The organism is Algoriphagus resistens (assembly GCF_001442615.1).
Classification (GTDB): Bacteria; Bacteroidota; Bacteroidia; order Cytophagales; family Cyclobacteriaceae; genus Algoriphagus; species Algoriphagus resistens.
The window spans coordinates 168,709-183,655 of record NZ_LMXN01000006.1; the positions used below are offsets into that span (position 1 = coordinate 168,709).

General features: G+C 41.7%; 13 protein-coding genes. 5 read left to right on the forward strand and 8 right to left on the reverse strand.

From position 1 onward, the window contains the following. The first annotated feature begins 3 nt into the window (after nt 1–3). Entirely contained in the window at nt 4–1,314 is a 1,311-nt protein-coding gene (locus AS141_RS12805) for an efflux RND transporter periplasmic adaptor subunit (protein WP_057938057.1), read from the forward strand. 105 nt (nt 1,315–1,419) lie between these two features. Here AS141_RS12805 and AS141_RS12810 read toward each other — a convergent pair whose 3' ends face one another. From AS141_RS12810 to AS141_RS12820, 3 genes are read right to left on the reverse strand one after another with little or no spacing between them, the layout of a single operon-like run. Continuing rightward, nucleotides 1,420–2,019, reverse strand: a complete 600-nt coding sequence (locus tag AS141_RS12810; protein ID WP_317043038.1) for a Maf family nucleotide pyrophosphatase — start codon at nt 2,017–2,019, stop codon at nt 1,420–1,422. Then, nucleotides 1,976–3,286: a DUF1015 domain-containing protein gene (locus AS141_RS12815; protein ID WP_057938059.1), complete on the reverse strand. Its 1,311-nt coding sequence runs from the start codon at nt 3,284–3,286 to the stop codon at nt 1,976–1,978. Before AS141_RS12815 ends, AS141_RS12810 begins: the two co-directional genes overlap by 44 nt. Before the next feature lies 1 nt (nt 3,287). Continuing rightward, complete coding sequence (locus tag AS141_RS12820; protein WP_057938060.1) at nt 3,288–4,784, reverse strand: acetyl-CoA carboxylase biotin carboxylase subunit; 1,497 nt, start codon at nt 4,782–4,784, stop codon at nt 3,288–3,290. Between the two features lie 181 nt (nt 4,785–4,965). Here AS141_RS12820 and AS141_RS12825 point away from each other — a divergent pair, with 181 nt between their 5' ends. Both AS141_RS12825 and AS141_RS12830 read left to right on the forward strand, forming a co-directional pair. Then, nucleotides 4,966–6,216, forward strand: coding sequence for an aminotransferase class I/II-fold pyridoxal phosphate-dependent enzyme (locus tag AS141_RS12825; protein ID WP_057938061.1), 1,251 nt, complete (start codon nt 4,966–4,968; stop codon nt 6,214–6,216). 102 nt (nt 6,217–6,318) lie between these two features. Then, on the forward strand, nt 6,319–6,495 hold the full coding sequence (locus tag AS141_RS12830; RefSeq protein WP_057938062.1) for a histone H1: 177 nt from the start codon (nt 6,319–6,321) through the stop codon (nt 6,493–6,495). Nucleotides 6,496–6,558: 63 nt separating this feature from the next. On the opposite strand, the gene AS141_RS12835 is transcribed toward AS141_RS12830, so the two are convergent. The 5 genes from AS141_RS12835 to AS141_RS12855 all read right to left on the reverse strand — a co-directional run bounded on the left by AS141_RS12835 (nt 6,559) and on the right by AS141_RS12855 (nt 12,862). Further along, entirely contained in the window at nt 6,559–8,400 is a 1,842-nt protein-coding gene (locus AS141_RS12835) for a M1 family metallopeptidase (protein WP_394331078.1), read from the reverse strand. A gap of 117 nt (nt 8,401–8,517) precedes the next feature. Continuing rightward, nucleotides 8,518–9,570 carry a dTDP-glucose 4,6-dehydratase gene (rfbB, locus tag AS141_RS12840; RefSeq protein WP_057938063.1) on the reverse strand — a complete coding sequence of 351 codons (1,053 nt, stop codon included), beginning with the start codon at nt 9,568–9,570 and terminating at the stop codon, nt 8,518–8,520. 1 nt (nt 9,571) lies between these two features. Beyond that, on the reverse strand, nt 9,572–10,624 hold the full coding sequence (locus tag AS141_RS12845; RefSeq protein ID WP_057938064.1) for an NAD-dependent epimerase: 1,053 nt from the start codon (nt 10,622–10,624) through the stop codon (nt 9,572–9,574). A 38-nt stretch (nt 10,625–10,662) separates the two neighbouring features. Then, entirely contained in the window at nt 10,663–11,829 is a 1,167-nt protein-coding gene (locus AS141_RS12850) for a glycosyltransferase family 4 protein (protein ID WP_057938065.1), read from the reverse strand. An 88-nt stretch (nt 11,830–11,917) separates the two neighbouring features. Beyond that, nucleotides 11,918–12,862, reverse strand: coding sequence for a hypothetical protein (locus tag AS141_RS12855; RefSeq protein ID WP_157243467.1), 945 nt, complete (start codon nt 12,860–12,862; stop codon nt 11,918–11,920). A 254-nt stretch (nt 12,863–13,116) separates the two neighbouring features. Here AS141_RS12855 and AS141_RS12860 point away from each other — a divergent pair, with 254 nt between their 5' ends. Together AS141_RS12860 and AS141_RS12865 are read left to right on the forward strand one after the other, a co-directional pair. Further along, nucleotides 13,117–13,488, forward strand: a complete 372-nt coding sequence (locus tag AS141_RS12860; protein ID WP_057938067.1) for a BlaI/MecI/CopY family transcriptional regulator — start codon at nt 13,117–13,119, stop codon at nt 13,486–13,488. After that, on the forward strand, nt 13,485–14,879 hold the full coding sequence (locus tag AS141_RS12865) for a M56 family metallopeptidase (protein ID WP_057938068.1): 1,395 nt from the start codon (nt 13,485–13,487) through the stop codon (nt 14,877–14,879). Before AS141_RS12860 ends, AS141_RS12865 begins: the two co-directional genes overlap by 4 nt. Nucleotides 14,880–14,947: the final 68 nt, after the last annotated feature.

A 14,947-nucleotide genomic window follows, 5' to 3' on the forward strand; every position in this document is an offset into this window, starting at 1 on the left:
ACCATGGCCAATAAGAAATCAAATAAGCTCTTATACTACCTTCTTGCAGGTATAGTAGTCCTAGTTATTTTTGCAGTAATCGCCCGAAATGCCGGCTGGGTGGGCGGAGAAAAGGAAACCCAGGTGGAAGTCACCACAGTAAAACGGGTGCAGATCATCGAAAAAGTAAGCGCGTCGGGTGAGATTCAGCCTGAAGTAGAGGTAAATCTAAGCCCCGATGTAGCGGGAGAGATTATCACGTTGAATGTAGAAGAAGGGGATTCTGTAGCAGCAGGAATGCTGTTGGTGAAAATCAGACCTGATAACTTTATATCAGCGCTGGATAGAACCAAAGCCAACTTCAGCCAGCAGGAAGCCAATCTTTCCCAGTCGCGTGCAGCACTGCAGCGCTCAGAAGCTCAATTCACGCAGGCTGAGCAAAACTTCAATAGACAAAAGAGCCTCTATGAGTCAAAAGCTATTTCAGATGCCGATTTTGAGCAAGCTCAGGCAGATTTTATTACTGCACAGAAGGACCTTGAAGCGGCCAAACAAAGCGTTCGGGCGGCAGAATTTGTAGTGAAGAGCTCTCAGGCATCTGTAGATGAGGCGTCTGAAAACTTACGATTGACCAATGTCTATTCACCAGTGAGCGGAATCGTATCCAACCTTTTGGTAGAGCAAGGCGAACGTGTAGTAGGAACTCAGCAAATGGCCGGTACAGAAATGCTGACCATTGCAGATCTTTCTAAAATGGAGGTTCGCGTTGATGTCAACGAAAATGATATTGTGAGGCTGAGTTTGGGAGATACGACAATTATTGATGTGGATTCTTACGCTTATACAGGCAAAACTTTCAAGGGGATAGTGACAAGCATAGCCAACACCGCCAACGTAAAAGCATCTGCTGACGCCGTAACTGAATTCAAGGTGAAAATCAGAATTTTGAATGATTCTTATAAAGACCTGGTAGCGGAAGGCAAGAAATATCCTTTCCGTCCCGGAATGACTGCTTCTGTAGAAATCCTTACTAATTCTAAAGACGACGCACTTTCTGTTCCTCTGGCCGCGGTGACCACCAGAGAGCATAAGCAAGATACGTTGGCAACAGGTACTACACGTGCCCAGGAACTGGTATTTATCAACGATGGAGGTGTTGCCAAGCTAAAAACAATTAAAACCGGCATCTCTGATTTTCAGAATATAGAAGTATTGGAAGGCTTAGCCGAAGGAGACCAAATCATCTCAGGTCCTTACTTCATCGTGAGCAAAGACCTAAAAGAAGGGGACAAAATTGCTCCCATTGAAGGTAAAACAACTGCTGCTAAAAAATAAACGCAGAACATAATCGCTAGCCTACTACTCAGAAAGCCCTGTGGATTAACTTCCACAGGGCTTTTTACATAGCATCTGACCAAAAGAAAAATTCTATACCTCAGCTCACCATTTTTTCAACTGGGCATATACCAAGTGAAGCGGAAAACCTATCACATTATAATAAGATCCCTGGATTTTCTCCACACCCATAAAGCCAATCCATTCCTGGATTCCATACCCTCCCGCCTTATCCATGGGCTTATAGTGATGAATATAATGCCATATTTCCTCTTCCTCCAGAAATCTAAAAGTCACTATCGTTTCATCTTCTAATGTGATTTGCTTTTTCTTGTCCCGGAAAGTGACAGCCGTCATCACCGAATGGGTAGCACCCGAAAGACTCTTTAGCATATCAAAGGCCTCCTCTTCTTTGGAAGGTTTGCCGAGCACATGTCCGTTTTGTATTACTACAGTATCTGAAGTAATCAGGATTTCATCCTCGGCCAGTTCTTCAGGAAAAGCCTCAGATTTCAACTTGGATAGGTAAGCAGCTACATATTCAGCCTGAATATCTTTCGGTATGGTTTCATCTATCGGATTGACCCTTACTTCAAACTCAATTTCCAAACCCTTTAACAATTCTTGTCTCCTTGGGGAATTGGAGGCAAGTATAATTTTCTTATTGGTGAGATTGCGCAACAAAGGCTCCATAATCGAATTCAAATTCATCTTGTTTAATACTGGCGAAAAGCAATCCACCCAATGCTTTTGGATAGAAATAAGTGGATTTCTGAGGCATCACTTCGCCACTTCTGCACACTTCTAATACTTGTTCCATTTCTAATTCACGTGTGATAACAGCAAAGCTTGCTCTTCCTGAGCGGACTTCATGAATGCATTTTGAAAAGTTTCGTTCGTAAACAATCTGATCCGAATTCCTTTGATCTGCCACCGGAATAGAAATAATCCGGGCAAACAACACGTCATGAAGAACCACCAAATCGAGCTTTCTGATACTTTCCGGCAAATGAAGGTTGAGCTGATCTATCTTCTCTGGTTTCAAGTGCAAGGTATAACTCTGCTCTCCCATTACTAATCCAAAGGTATGAGGTTTGTGAAAAGCATAAGCACCTAATTCTTCAGGATCAGCAAATTTTTTCACTTCAAACCAATCCCTGATCTTTTCCAGGAAGGAAGCCGGGGTAATTTCCAACCCATAAAACAAGCGGTGTGTAGGCAGTATTTTCAGGTGATTTCCTCTGGTATTGGTCAGATACATCAGATGATAATCAAAGCCTTTCCACTGCATTCCGGGAAGTTCTCCCCGCATGGACTTCCTATATTCTATGGCCCCCTCCAGTCGGTGGTGACCATCAGCCAAAATGACTTGCTTACCTTTTAGTACACTCAAAAAGTGTTTGATGATTTCTGGATCCCGAATTACCGCCATCACCTCCCGGACACCCTGATAATCCTCTAGCTCATATATGGGATTAGCTATAGCATCATCCATATATTTCTCCAACTGCTCACCAGGATCCTCATACAAACCGTGCGTTGGACTGGCTTGGATCTGGGCAGTTCTCAAAAGATCAATTCTGTCATTGACTGCGGAGACAATGGTGTTCTCGTGCCTCAAAATGATCTGATCGCTCCAATCATAGGCTTTGATCTGTGCGATAAATCCTTTCCTACAGCGCTCATCATGCTCACCCGGAAGACGAAAATATTGATAATATACATAGATCCCCGGTTGGCTATCCTGATGGATTATACCCTCAGATTTCCATTTATTGAGAGTTTCCAGGGCTTTTTGGGCAGGATCATCTCCTTGAGGTACGGATAAATGGATACTGTTCAACGGATTTTCGTACAACAGTTTCCGCTGCCGGGCAGATACAACATCAAAGAGAGGAGCAGTCAATTCCTCCATCCTCGGAGTCAAAGCATCGGCATATCGCCAGGCTTTCAAGGGTAAAATCTCTGCCATCCTACCGAAGTCTATTTCTCCATGCTGACTCCCCTTTTTCAGTTCGTTTCCTCTCCGTAGTTTGTCCCCTCGCTGTTTTTGTGAAAAATTCAACGGCTAAAGCTGAGATCAGTTCCATTTCAGATTCAGAAAATTGATAGTCAAGTACAGAAGGATCGAAATAATTTTCTACAAACCCCGTATCAAAGGCACCGCTTAGGAACGCATCATGGGTAATGGCAAATTTGCAGAAATCAAGGGTGGTCTGTATGCCCACAATCTTATAATCTTCAATGGCACGCACCATAGTCTGGATGGCCGACTCACGGTCTTCTGCATGGGTGATCAGCTTGGCTATCATCGGGTCATAATAGATGGGGATTTCCATCCCCTGCTCAAAACCATCGTCCACACGGATTCCCATCCCCTGCGGGCGTTTATAGGTCTCGAGCTTTCCGATGTCGGGAAGGAAGTTATTTCCCGGATCTTCAGCATAGACACGGACTTCAATAGAATGACCGTTAATTTTCAACTCATCTTGGGTGAAAGAAAGTGGATTTCCCTCCGCAATTAAAATCTGCTCACGGACAATATCCTTTCCTGTGATCATTTCAGTCACAGGGTGCTCCACCTGAAGGCGGGTGTTCATTTCCAGAAAATAGAAATCCAAATTCCCATCCACAATAAACTCTACTGTCCCGGCTCCATAGTAGTTACAGGCTTTGGCCACGCCCACCGCTGCCTCTCCCATCGCTTTTCTCATTGCTGGGGAGACTACCGATGAGGGGGCTTCCTCAATCACTTTCTGATGCCTTCGCTGGATGGAGCATTCCCGCTCAAATAAATAAACAATAGTCCCCTGTTGGTCTCCCAGCACCTGGATTTCTATATGTCTGGGAGAAGTGATATACTTTTCAATAAAAACAGCACTATCACCGAATGAAGATTGTGCTTCGCTCACTGCACGCTGCATTTGCTCTTCAAACTCACCTTCACTATCCACAATCCGCATCCCCTTTCCCCCTCCGCCTGCACTGGCCTTGATCAGGATCGGATAACCGATTTCAGCCGCCCGGGCTTTGGCCACAACAAGGTCTGAAATAGCTTCTTCAGTACCCGGAACTAAGGGAATATTGTATTTTGCAACAGCCTGTTTGGCAGCAAGCTTGCTTCCCATCACCTCAATAGCCTCAGGGGAAGGACCAATGAATATCAAACCGGCGGACTTCACCTTTTTGGCAAAATCTGCATTTTCCGAAAGAAATCCATAGCCGGGATGAATTGCGTCTACATGCAGGTCTTTACAAGCTTTGATTATTTTATCGCCCAATAGATAGGATTGTGCAGATGGTGGAGGGCCCAGGCAAACTGCTTCATCCGCAAAAAGTACATGGGGAGAAAGTCTATCTGCCTGGCTGTAAACTGCTACTGTGGCGATACCCATTTCCCGGGCAGTCCGCATGATCCGTAAGCTGATCTCTCCTCTGTTTGCAACTAGTATTTTCTTGATTTTGGCCATTATCTCCTGTAATTAAAAGCTAAGAATTTTGGGTTAAGGCGAAGTAAAGAAAATATTCTGAGCTTTATGAAGAATCATTTGTTTCAGCAGCGTTTTTTGCTTGGCAGGCATTAAAGTTTTATTTTTGTCGGATTTTAATGAACAGATCATTAAATCCCTTATCACTTAAATTCGAAACACTTTGGATCTATTTGCAAAATTAAAAATGAACATGGGCCCCTTGGGCAAACACTCTGAGTTTGCAGACGGCTATTTCTCCTTCCCGAAACTTGAAGGTGAAATTGCTCCAAGAATGAAATTTCAGGGGAAGGATGTTCTAACCTGGAGTTTGAATAATTACCTAGGCCTCGCAAATCATCCTGAAGTACGTAAAGCTGATGCCGATGCTGCAGCTGAATATGGCGCTGCCTATCCGATGGGCGCACGTATGATGTCAGGACAAACCAGCCTTCACGAACAGTTAGAGGATGAATTGGCAGCTTTTGTCAAAAAAAAGAAAGCCTATTTATTGAATTATGGATACCAAGGTATCATGTCTGTGATCGACTCCCTTCTGGATAGAAAGGATGTGGTAGTCTACGACTCAGAATGTCATGCATGTATCATTGATGCCCTCAGAATGCACTTGGGCAAGCGCTATGTCTTTCCTCACAATGACATAGAAAACTGTGAAAAGCAATTAGAACGGGCTACCAAGCTTGCCAACGAAACCGGAGGAGGAATCCTAGTGATTACTGAAGGTGTCTTCGGAATGACCGGGGATCAGGGCAAGCTGAAAGAAATTGTTGAGTTGAAGAAGAAGTTTGATTTCAGGCTGCTTATTGACGATGCTCATGGTTTCGGAACTATGGGTAAAACCGGCGCCGGTACAGATGAAGAGCAAGGCGTACAAGATCAGGTGGACCTGTACTTCTCCACCTTTGCCAAGTCGATGGCCAGTATCGGTGCATTCATCGCAGGAGACCCCGAGGTAATTCTATTTTTGAGATACAACATGCGTTCGCAGATCTTCGCCAAGTCCCTTCCCATGCTTTTGGTAAAGGGTGCATTGAAGCGCCTTGAATTACTTAAAACACAACCTGAACTGAAGGAAAATCTTTGGAAAATCGTTAGAGCGCTTAGAAAAGGGCTTCATGACAATGGATTCAGTACGGGAAAATCCAACTCTCCGGTAACTCCTGTTGTACTTAATGGGACAGTAGGTGAAGCTGCAGCGCTGACTCAGGACCTAAGGGAAAATTACGGTATCTTCTGTTCAGTAGTCATTTATCCTGTGGTACCTAAAGGAATGATTATCTTAAGATTAATACCTACCGCTGTTCATACACTTGAGGAGGTGGAAGAAACGGTGACAGCATTTGCTGCAATAAAGGAGAAATTGACTAGCGGAGTTTATAAGAACTCTAAGCTTGCGATGTCCTTTGGAGAGTAAAAAAAAAATCAAAAAAAATGCCCTCAGGATTGAATTAGTAAGTATTTGGGCTATATTGAATTAAAAATAAACTTATCATCAACTTTAAAAAACACTTTTACTATGAGCAAATTCAGTGAAGTAAGCGAACTGGTTAATTCTCTTAAAGACGATTTTGAAAAGTTCTACGAAAAAGGTAATCAGGCAGCTGGTACTAGAGTTAGAAAAGGAATGCAAGACTTGAAGAACATGGCTCAAGACATCCGCAAAGAAGTTCAGGACATGAAGAACGCAGGATGATTATTCCAGCAATAAAAAAAGGTGACTGATCAGTCACCTTTTTTTATGCAGTTTGGAGGTAGCTTAATACTCCACTTTATTGTTTTCTTGATTGATATCTGCAAGTCTTTTGCTTGGATCAATCTCTATGGATTTAATAGAATCATATTTTTTGTTGATTCGGATAGTTTTGGTCATATTAGTCCAAGGCCAATCCTGAGAAATGACCCTGCTGGCAGCGCCAGCTTCAGGGACTTTTTCACCTCTCATTATTTCCAAAGGCAAATACACCATTTCAGACGTCCCATCTTTGTAGGTGATCACCAGATCTATAGGCATTGGCATCAAACCTATACGTTCTAGTGTGATTTCTGTACCTTCTCCTTCAGCTTTTACCTCTTTGATACCATAATCGATTGTCTTGGTAGTATACACAAAGTATTCCTTATACCAATCCAACTCCAGGCCGCTTTGCTTTTCCATAATACGGATGAAATCATTCACATTAGGATGCTTAAACCCCCAAGTGTTCCAATAGCTAAGCATGCCTTTATCTCTGGCTTCCTCACCTATTATGTACCCCAGTTGAGCTAAGAAAACAGCTCCTTTGGAATATGCAGCAGCGCCGTAGGCTGCATTGGTGTGGTAATGATCAGAATGGGTAGTCATAGGCTCTTCTTTTCCTGAACTAACTAACCTGTAGTAGCCTGAATACGATCCCTGCAAAGGATTGTCACTTGGTCTGAAGATCTCTGCCATGGCAAGTGAAGATGCATAGCTCGTAAACCCTTCATCCATCCAAGGATAAAGCGCTTCATTGGTTGCCAGTACACCCTGAAACCAACTATGGGCCAACTCATGGGCCATTACTCCTACCAGCCCATTAAGATTACGCCCTCCTGTCACTAGTGTGGCCATAGGATATTCCATACCACCATCGCCCCCCTGGATCACAGAATATTGCTTGTAAGGATACTCTCCAAAGTGCTCAGACATAAACGCTATCGCCTTAGGAGTATACTCTTTCAGCTTTTCCCAGTTTTCAGTCACATCATCTGAGGGAATGTATAAGTGGTGAACTGTAATCCCATTTGACATCTCCACTTTGTCATGGCGATACTTAGGATCTGCAGCCCACATGAAATCATGGACCTTCGGTGCGTTGAAATGCCAGGTAAGTTTATCCCCTTTTGCCTGAGTCACTTTGGTTCCATCTTCTTCATAGCCGTGTCCGATTTCATTTGGATTTTGCAGGTAGCCTGTTCCTCCTAGCACATAGGTTTTATCGATGGTTATTTTCACATCAAAGTCTCCCCAAATCCCATAAAATTCACGTCCGATATAGGGATTTGCGTGCCAGCCCTGCTCGTCATATTCAGACATTTTTGGATACCACTGGGACATGGAAAAGCGCACGCCTTCACCACTATCTCTACCTGATCTTCTGATCTGCAAAGGGACTTGCCCAGTAAATTCCATTTCGAATTTAGCATCAGAATGAGGTAAAATCGGCTCAGCAAGCTCAACTTCCAAAATTGTCCCCACTTCTTCGAATTCCACCGGTTTACCATTCATTGTAAGGCTGCTTACGCTCAGGTATCCAATCTCATCCGCTTTTAATTTGCTGATACGATCACCGACCCTGCGATCAGGATCTGCAATACTTCTAGACCTTTCGTCCATCATGCTCCCCGGTTGAAAAGCATTGTAATACAAATGATAAAAAACCCGCTCCAAGGTATCTGGAGAATTGTTTGTATAAATCAATACCTGGGTCCCCTTATATTGATTCGTGTTGACGTCCATTTCGACATCCATCTGGTAGTTGGCCGCTTGCTGGAATCTTCCTGTTTGAGCAAGAACTCCACCACCAAGTGCCATTAAAAGAAAAAGCCCACAAAAAGGCTTTGCTGGGTTTATACACATAGTCATTAAATTTTAACAAAGAAAACCAAATCCAAAAACGATCCCAAACCACCCGTAAAAAACACTGGCACTGGAGAATGCGCCAGTGCCAGTGCTTTACTAAAGTGCTTTAAGCTATCAACTGTCGTAGTGCTTGGAATAATATTCCTGATAAGCTCCTGAGGTCACATGATCTAGCCAATCCTGATTAGTCAGGTACCAATCTATTGTGATCTCAATTCCTTCCTCAAACTGCAGACTTGGCTCCCAGCCCAGTTCCTGTTGGATCTTAGTGGCATCAATTGCATAACGTAAATCATGGCCCGCCCGGTCTTTTACATAGGTAATCAGCTTTTCGGAAGTCCCGGCTTCTCTACCAAGTTTCTCATCCATTTTGGCACAAAGAAGCTTCACTATATCAATATTTTTCCACTCATTAAATCCGCCTATATTATACGTTTCTCCTGCATTTCCTTTATGAAAAACAGTGTCTATCGCCCGGGCATGATCCTTTACAAATAGCCAATCTCTCACGTTTTCCCCTTTTCCATACACTGGCAAAGGCTTATTATTCTTGATATTATGGATACATAACGGTATCAATTTCTCCGGAAAATGGTTTGGCCCATAATTATTGGAGCAGTTTGATATCACCGTTTTCATTTTGTAGGTATTGGCATAAGCACGTACGAAATGATCTGAGGAAGCCTTGGATGCAGAATATGGAGATTGGGGATCATAGGGGGTAGTTTCCAAAAAGAATCCACCATCATGCAAAGAACCATACACCTCATCTGTGGATACATGATAAAATAAGTGTCCAGAAAGATTTTCCTTCCATTGTTGCTTAGCGGCATTCAGCAGGTTCACAGTACCAAATACATTCGTCTTGACAAAAGCCAGTGGGTCTGTGATGGATCTATCCACGTGGGATTCTGCTGCCAGATGGATCACATCAGTAATCTCATGTTTTTCAAAAACAGCTGTAAGAGCATCTGCGTCTTGAATATCCACTTTTTCGAAAAAATAATTCGAAGCTCCTTCTACCGCCTTGAGATTCTCCAGATTCCCGGCGTAGGTCAATGCATCCAGATTGACTATTTTATATTCCGGATACTTTTCTACGAATAGTTGCACAACGTGGCTGCCGATAAAACCAGCTCCACCCGTAATCAAAATTGCCTTACTCATCTTATTTTTTGTAGTAGTCTAAATACCAATCAGTGAATGCCTTCACCCCTTTATCTATCGGTGTATCTGGCTTATAACCTGTATCCCGAACCAAATCAGAAACTTCTGCATGGGAAGCAGGAACGTCCCCGGGCTGCATGGGAAGCATATCCATCTTAGCTTTCATTCCAAGGCCTTTCTCTACCGCATGAATATAATCCAGCAATAAAACCGGAGCGGAATTTCCAATATTGTAAACTTTATAAGGCGCTTTTGAACTTCCCGGATCAGGATGCTGCGGGTCAAAGTCTGCATTTGGACTTGCCGGTCTATCTGCCACTTTGATCACTCCCATTACAATATCATCAATATAGGTAAAGTCCCGCTTCATATTCCCATGGTTAAATACCTGGATAGGCTCACCTTTCATGATAGCTTCAGTAAACAGAAACAATGCCATATCTGGTCTACCCCATGGTCCATACACTGTGAAGAACCTCAACCCTGTAGTAGGAATGTTGAAAAGGTGGCTATACGTATGGGCCATCAGTTCATTGGACTTCTTAGAGGCAGCGTACAGACTGATCGGATGATCCACAGAATCTGAAGTGGAAAAGGGCATCTTCTCATTTGATCCATATACGGAGCTTGAAGAAGCATATACCAAGTGCTTGACAGGATGAAAACGGCAGCATTCCAATAGATTCAGGAAGGCTACAATATTACTCTCTATGTACACTTCGGGATTTGTCAACGAATAGCGAACACCCGCCTGCGCTGCCAAATGAATCACTACATCGAATTTCTCCTGGGCAAAAAGAGTAAGAAGCGGCTCTTTTACTGAAAGGTCCAGCTGAATGAACCTGTATCCTGGAATCTGCGCTGATTGCACAATTTCTCCCTTTTTTACCTGATCTCTCTGTATCCCCATGTGCGCTAAGCGGGAGTATTTCAGATTGATATCGTAATAATCATTTATAATATCCAGTCCAACGACTTCATCCCCTCTCTCCAACAATTGTGTTGCAACGTGAAATCCAATAAATCCGGCAGTTCCGGTCACAAGGTACTTCATAGATAAAAATTCAAGTTTTATTGATGGCCAAATATACGTTATTCCCTGCTATCAGCATTCTTTAATACCTGCTGGTACCGAGTAAAAATTTCTTGCTGAACCCTGGTTCTTTCGTAATCAGTATAAACTTTCCGATAAAGGTTAGCCGCCAATTCAGCCATTTTATCACGCTTTACATATGCAAATTCCAAAGCTTCCTTTAATATTTCTACATTTTTTACAGGAAAGATCAGTCCGGTTTTCTGTTGGGTGATTACATCTGTATTACCGATAATATCGGAGCAAATCACTGGCAGTTCCATCGCTCCAGCTTCCAGGATCACATTGGGAAATCCCTCGCGATGAGAAGGATGTACAAGCACATCAGCCAATGCAAGGTAGTGGGCCACATGATCAGACCAGTCAATCTGCACAATTCTTGGATGGTCGGTTATGATTTTTATAGTTTCAGCATTGAGTGGATTTAACTTTTGTTCAAAACTTCCAAGCAATACCAGCTTCGACTTTCCTACGATCTTCGAACTTAAGAAAGCATCTACGAGTTCCTGAATTCCCTTGTCTTTGACAAGCCTGCCCACCGACAATATAATAAAATCATCTTCGCCAGGAAGTATACGCATGGTGGCAGCGACGAGGTGGTTTTCCTTTAAAACCCCACGGTTGAATTTTTCCAAGTCAACACCATTTGATGAGCCGCGGCCTATAACGGTAAGTTTCTCTGAAGGGCATAGCTTATGCTCCAGTACAAAGTTTTTTAGACCATCCGAATTTGGCCAGACATGCGTAGCATAGCTATAGGTGATCTTCTCCATTTTTTCCAATAACCCCTTCTTTCCTCCTTCAGCAGCCATATAAGGTATGCCTGCCAGGGTATGGATCCTTACACTCACTCCTGCCAATTTCGATGCGATCATCCCCAAAAGTCCTGCCTTTGGGGTATGTGTATGCACAATATCCGGTTGCTCTTTTTTGATCAGTTGGTATAGCTGCCAGAGGCATTTCAGATCCTGTAAAGGCGTGATCTTGCGGGTAAAAGGAATGATTTCATGCCTCACCCCTTCAGCTTTGATCACTTGGGAAAGCTCTCTCCCATCCGCGCTTACCATTAGTACATCCCACCCCTGTTCCTTCATAAACTTCATTTGCCCGGCAAGCAATAATTTGAGGGAAATCGGAACGGTGGTAATTCGAATGAGTTTTGGCATCAAAAAGGGATTCTATAGAAAATGTCAAAGTTAAGGCTTTTGAAACTTTTATCCCTGTTAAAATGCAAATGCCATTCCATTAAATGATTTAAAGCATTTCCAAAACCCGAATTTCTGTTTTTAATTTCTGATCAGAGCCTGTATTTCTAACTTCTTTTGAATAGATAGGCCAACCTGATCCATGAATTACAGAAACATTTTCAATTGTATTGGAAAGTTGACCAACTTCTGCCATTAATTTGTCTATTTCTTCATCAGTAGCATTTGGCATCATAGTCTTTAAAGCTAACACCGTTTCTGAAGCTAATTGTTCAGAATTAGCTTCAGAAAAAGAAATGATTCTGTAATCATTATCTTCGGGAAAAACCTCATCCAATAATACGTAGACTTCTCTCTCTAATCTATTTTTTCCCAACGCATTTGATGCTTTGGAAACAAAAGAAACTTCTTCACCTAGATTGTAAATACCACCATGAAAATTCAAAAACTGCATAACATCCTTAATACTTTGAGTTTCAATTGAATTTTTGGTTTGATATATCTTAAACGTTACATCTACTAATTCATTGATTTGTGGAATGTTCCCAAACATTGACTTAAGTGTATCTGCACCTCCTTGATAAAACTCACTTATATCCTCCCAATTTGTCACTTCTTGAAAAACACCATACTCATTTGTTCTGAATTTCACCGTTGACCCTTCTGAAATAGAAAGCATTTTTTCTATAAATGATAAGTAGGCAGAATCCATCTCTTGGAGATCAAAACCAAAATTTCTGTAAGACCACAACACGTCGTAATGTGTGGAAGAACTATCCAAAATCTCCATGTCAACCACGTAATTTATTTTTCTCCGGTTGATAGTATCACCACCGACTACGTCAAATGACTCAAGGACGAATTGATAAGATTGTATCTCTTTATTCTCCCAGTAAGCAATTGTCTGTACCGTAGAATCTTTCGTATCAATCTGAGAAAAGCCCATATGATAAAAGATTAACAGGTTTGTGAGCAGGCATACTATTCTTTTCATAATCGTTCAAATAGCACGCAAGAAAGCTATATTTTTCAACTCAAACTACACTTTGTTTTCTTATGGTGAAATATTAATCAGGACACTTTCTTTCCTTCATCCTATCAACTAAAGTCAGCCCGCAGTCAAAAGATATTGAGATAGAATTCTCGTTTCAAGGTCTTTAAATTGTTAAAAAAGATAAAAAACAAAGTTCATGTTTGGTTCATTTATTAATAATTCTACATTTGTAGAAATAAATTAACATCTGTAGAATGAAATTATCAAAATCAGAAGAAAAGCTCATGGAATTAATCTGGTCCAATCAAACCATCTTCATGAAGGACATACTCGAAAAGCACCCGGATCCAAAGCCGGCCGCCAGCACAGTGGCGACCCTGCTGAAACGTATGCAGGAAAAGGGTTACGTTGGGTATAAAGTCTTTGGCAACTCACGGCAATATTATCCTTTGGTAGAAAAGCCTGACTATTTCATAGGAAAATTTAAAACCATCATTAAGGACTTCTTCTCCGACTCACCTTTGAAATTTGCATCATTTTTCACAAAGCAGGCTAATCTATCTACCAAAGAGCTGGAGGAAATCAAGGAATTGGTAGAAATGGAAATTAAACGACGAAAACAATGACAGTCTATCTACTGAAATTCATTTTATGTTCTGTGGTGCTTTTCACCCTGTTTAAACTATTCTTGTCCAGGGAAAAATGTTTTCAGTTTAACCGAATAGTTCTGTTACTCACTATTCCGCTTGCTGCAATAGCACCACTTTTTTCCGTTCCAATTGAGATTGGGTATCCACTTGATCCGGTTGAAAACTTCATTTTTTTTGAGCAACCGCAAAGCTCAATCTCCTTAAGCCACACCTCTGAACCTTTTACCCCTACGGCAGAAACCACTGGCATCGATTGGATAGTTCTATCCTATCTGCTCATAGCATTGATGCTTCTTGTTTATAAGTCACATTCTATTCTATCGCTTTTACGGTGGAAAAATCAAGGAGAGAAGTTGATGTTTGAGGGTACCAGGATCATTATTTCTGAAAAGGCTAAAACTCCGTTTAGTTTTTTGAATGCTATTTTCCTAAACCGAAAGGATTATGAAAAAGCCTATGATCTGGGAGTAATAATCAGCCATGAAATGGCTCATATTTCCCAAAAGCATTATTTGGATTTACTATTTCTAGAATTTATAAGTGTACTGTTCTGGTTTAACCCTGTCTGCCATGTTATCAAACACCAAGCTAAACTCAACCACGAATTTTTGGCCGATCAGGCCATTCTAGACAGGAATTTTGACATCAATCATTACAAAAGAACACTCTTTAAATTCTCTACCTCCCACCTTATTCCCTTTACAAGTCCAATAGTTTCATCTACACTTAAATTACGAATGACCATGCTAAATAAGATCCAAAACAACCGAACTAAAAACCTAAGCCTGTTTGCTTCATGTTTCTTAGGAATTCTTACCTGGGGAGTTTTCACCGTTGAACTCCAAGCTCAAGAAACAAAAACTACACCTGTTACAAATGTTAGCCAGGATATCCCCTCTACAGAACAGCGCTCTAAAGCTGCCAAAGCATTAGATAAGCTCATTGAAGATGCAACCGTTATAAAAACTAATTCAAAAGGTGAAGAGGTACGTCAATTTCGGAACAGGGAAGGGCTTTCCCTTCAGATATATAACCTCTACAAGCAGCTCCCAGAATCAGAAAAAACAGGTGACAGAAAGGAATACGGAGAATTGATTAACAGTTTAACCAAAATACCCGAAAAGAAACCAATTACGCAAGGTCAGCTAGAAGAGTGGCAAGACTCCAGTGAATACGGTATCTGGATAGATGGTGGAAGAATTGAAAACACTATATTATCATCTGCAAATCCTGAAGATTATTCCTATTACCATATTAGCAGACTTGAAAAGAATGCCAAAAATTATGGGAAGCATTATTATCAGGTAAACCTGATGACACATGCCTATTTCGATGAAACCTTTCCACTTCTAAAAACAGATAAATAGAATAAATCATAGTATCCGGGCTTGGAAGTGACCAATCGGTAAACACTAGATTATTAACTTCCAACCCA

Coding starts and splice junctions, on each gene's coding strand:
- AS141_RS12820 (WP_057938060.1), bottom strand. CDS start 4,784: ATGGCCAAAATCAAGAAAATACTAGTTGCAAACAGAGGAGAGATCAGC.
- AS141_RS12845 (WP_057938064.1), bottom strand. CDS start 10,624: ATGAAGTACCTTGTGACCGGAACTGCCGGATTTATTGGATTTCACGTT.
- AS141_RS12815 (WP_057938059.1), bottom strand. CDS start 3,286: ATGGCAGAGATTTTACCCTTGAAAGCCTGGCGATATGCCGATGCTTTG.
- AS141_RS12860 (WP_057938067.1), top strand. CDS start 13,117: ATGAAATTATCAAAATCAGAAGAAAAGCTCATGGAATTAATCTGGTCC.
- AS141_RS12805 (WP_057938057.1), top strand. CDS start 4: ATGGCCAATAAGAAATCAAATAAGCTCTTATACTACCTTCTTGCAGGT.
- AS141_RS12835 (WP_394331078.1), bottom strand. CDS start 8,400: ATGTGTATAAACCCAGCAAAGCCTTTTTGTGGGCTTTTTCTTTTAATG.
- AS141_RS12850 (WP_057938065.1), bottom strand. CDS start 11,829: ATGCCAAAACTCATTCGAATTACCACCGTTCCGATTTCCCTCAAATTA.
- AS141_RS12865 (WP_057938068.1), top strand. CDS start 13,485: ATGACAGTCTATCTACTGAAATTCATTTTATGTTCTGTGGTGCTTTTC.
- rfbB (WP_057938063.1), bottom strand. CDS start 9,570: ATGAGTAAGGCAATTTTGATTACGGGTGGAGCTGGTTTTATCGGCAGC.
- AS141_RS12830 (WP_057938062.1), top strand. CDS start 6,319: ATGAGCAAATTCAGTGAAGTAAGCGAACTGGTTAATTCTCTTAAAGAC.
- AS141_RS12855 (WP_157243467.1), bottom strand. CDS start 12,862: ATGAAAAGAATAGTATGCCTGCTCACAAACCTGTTAATCTTTTATCAT.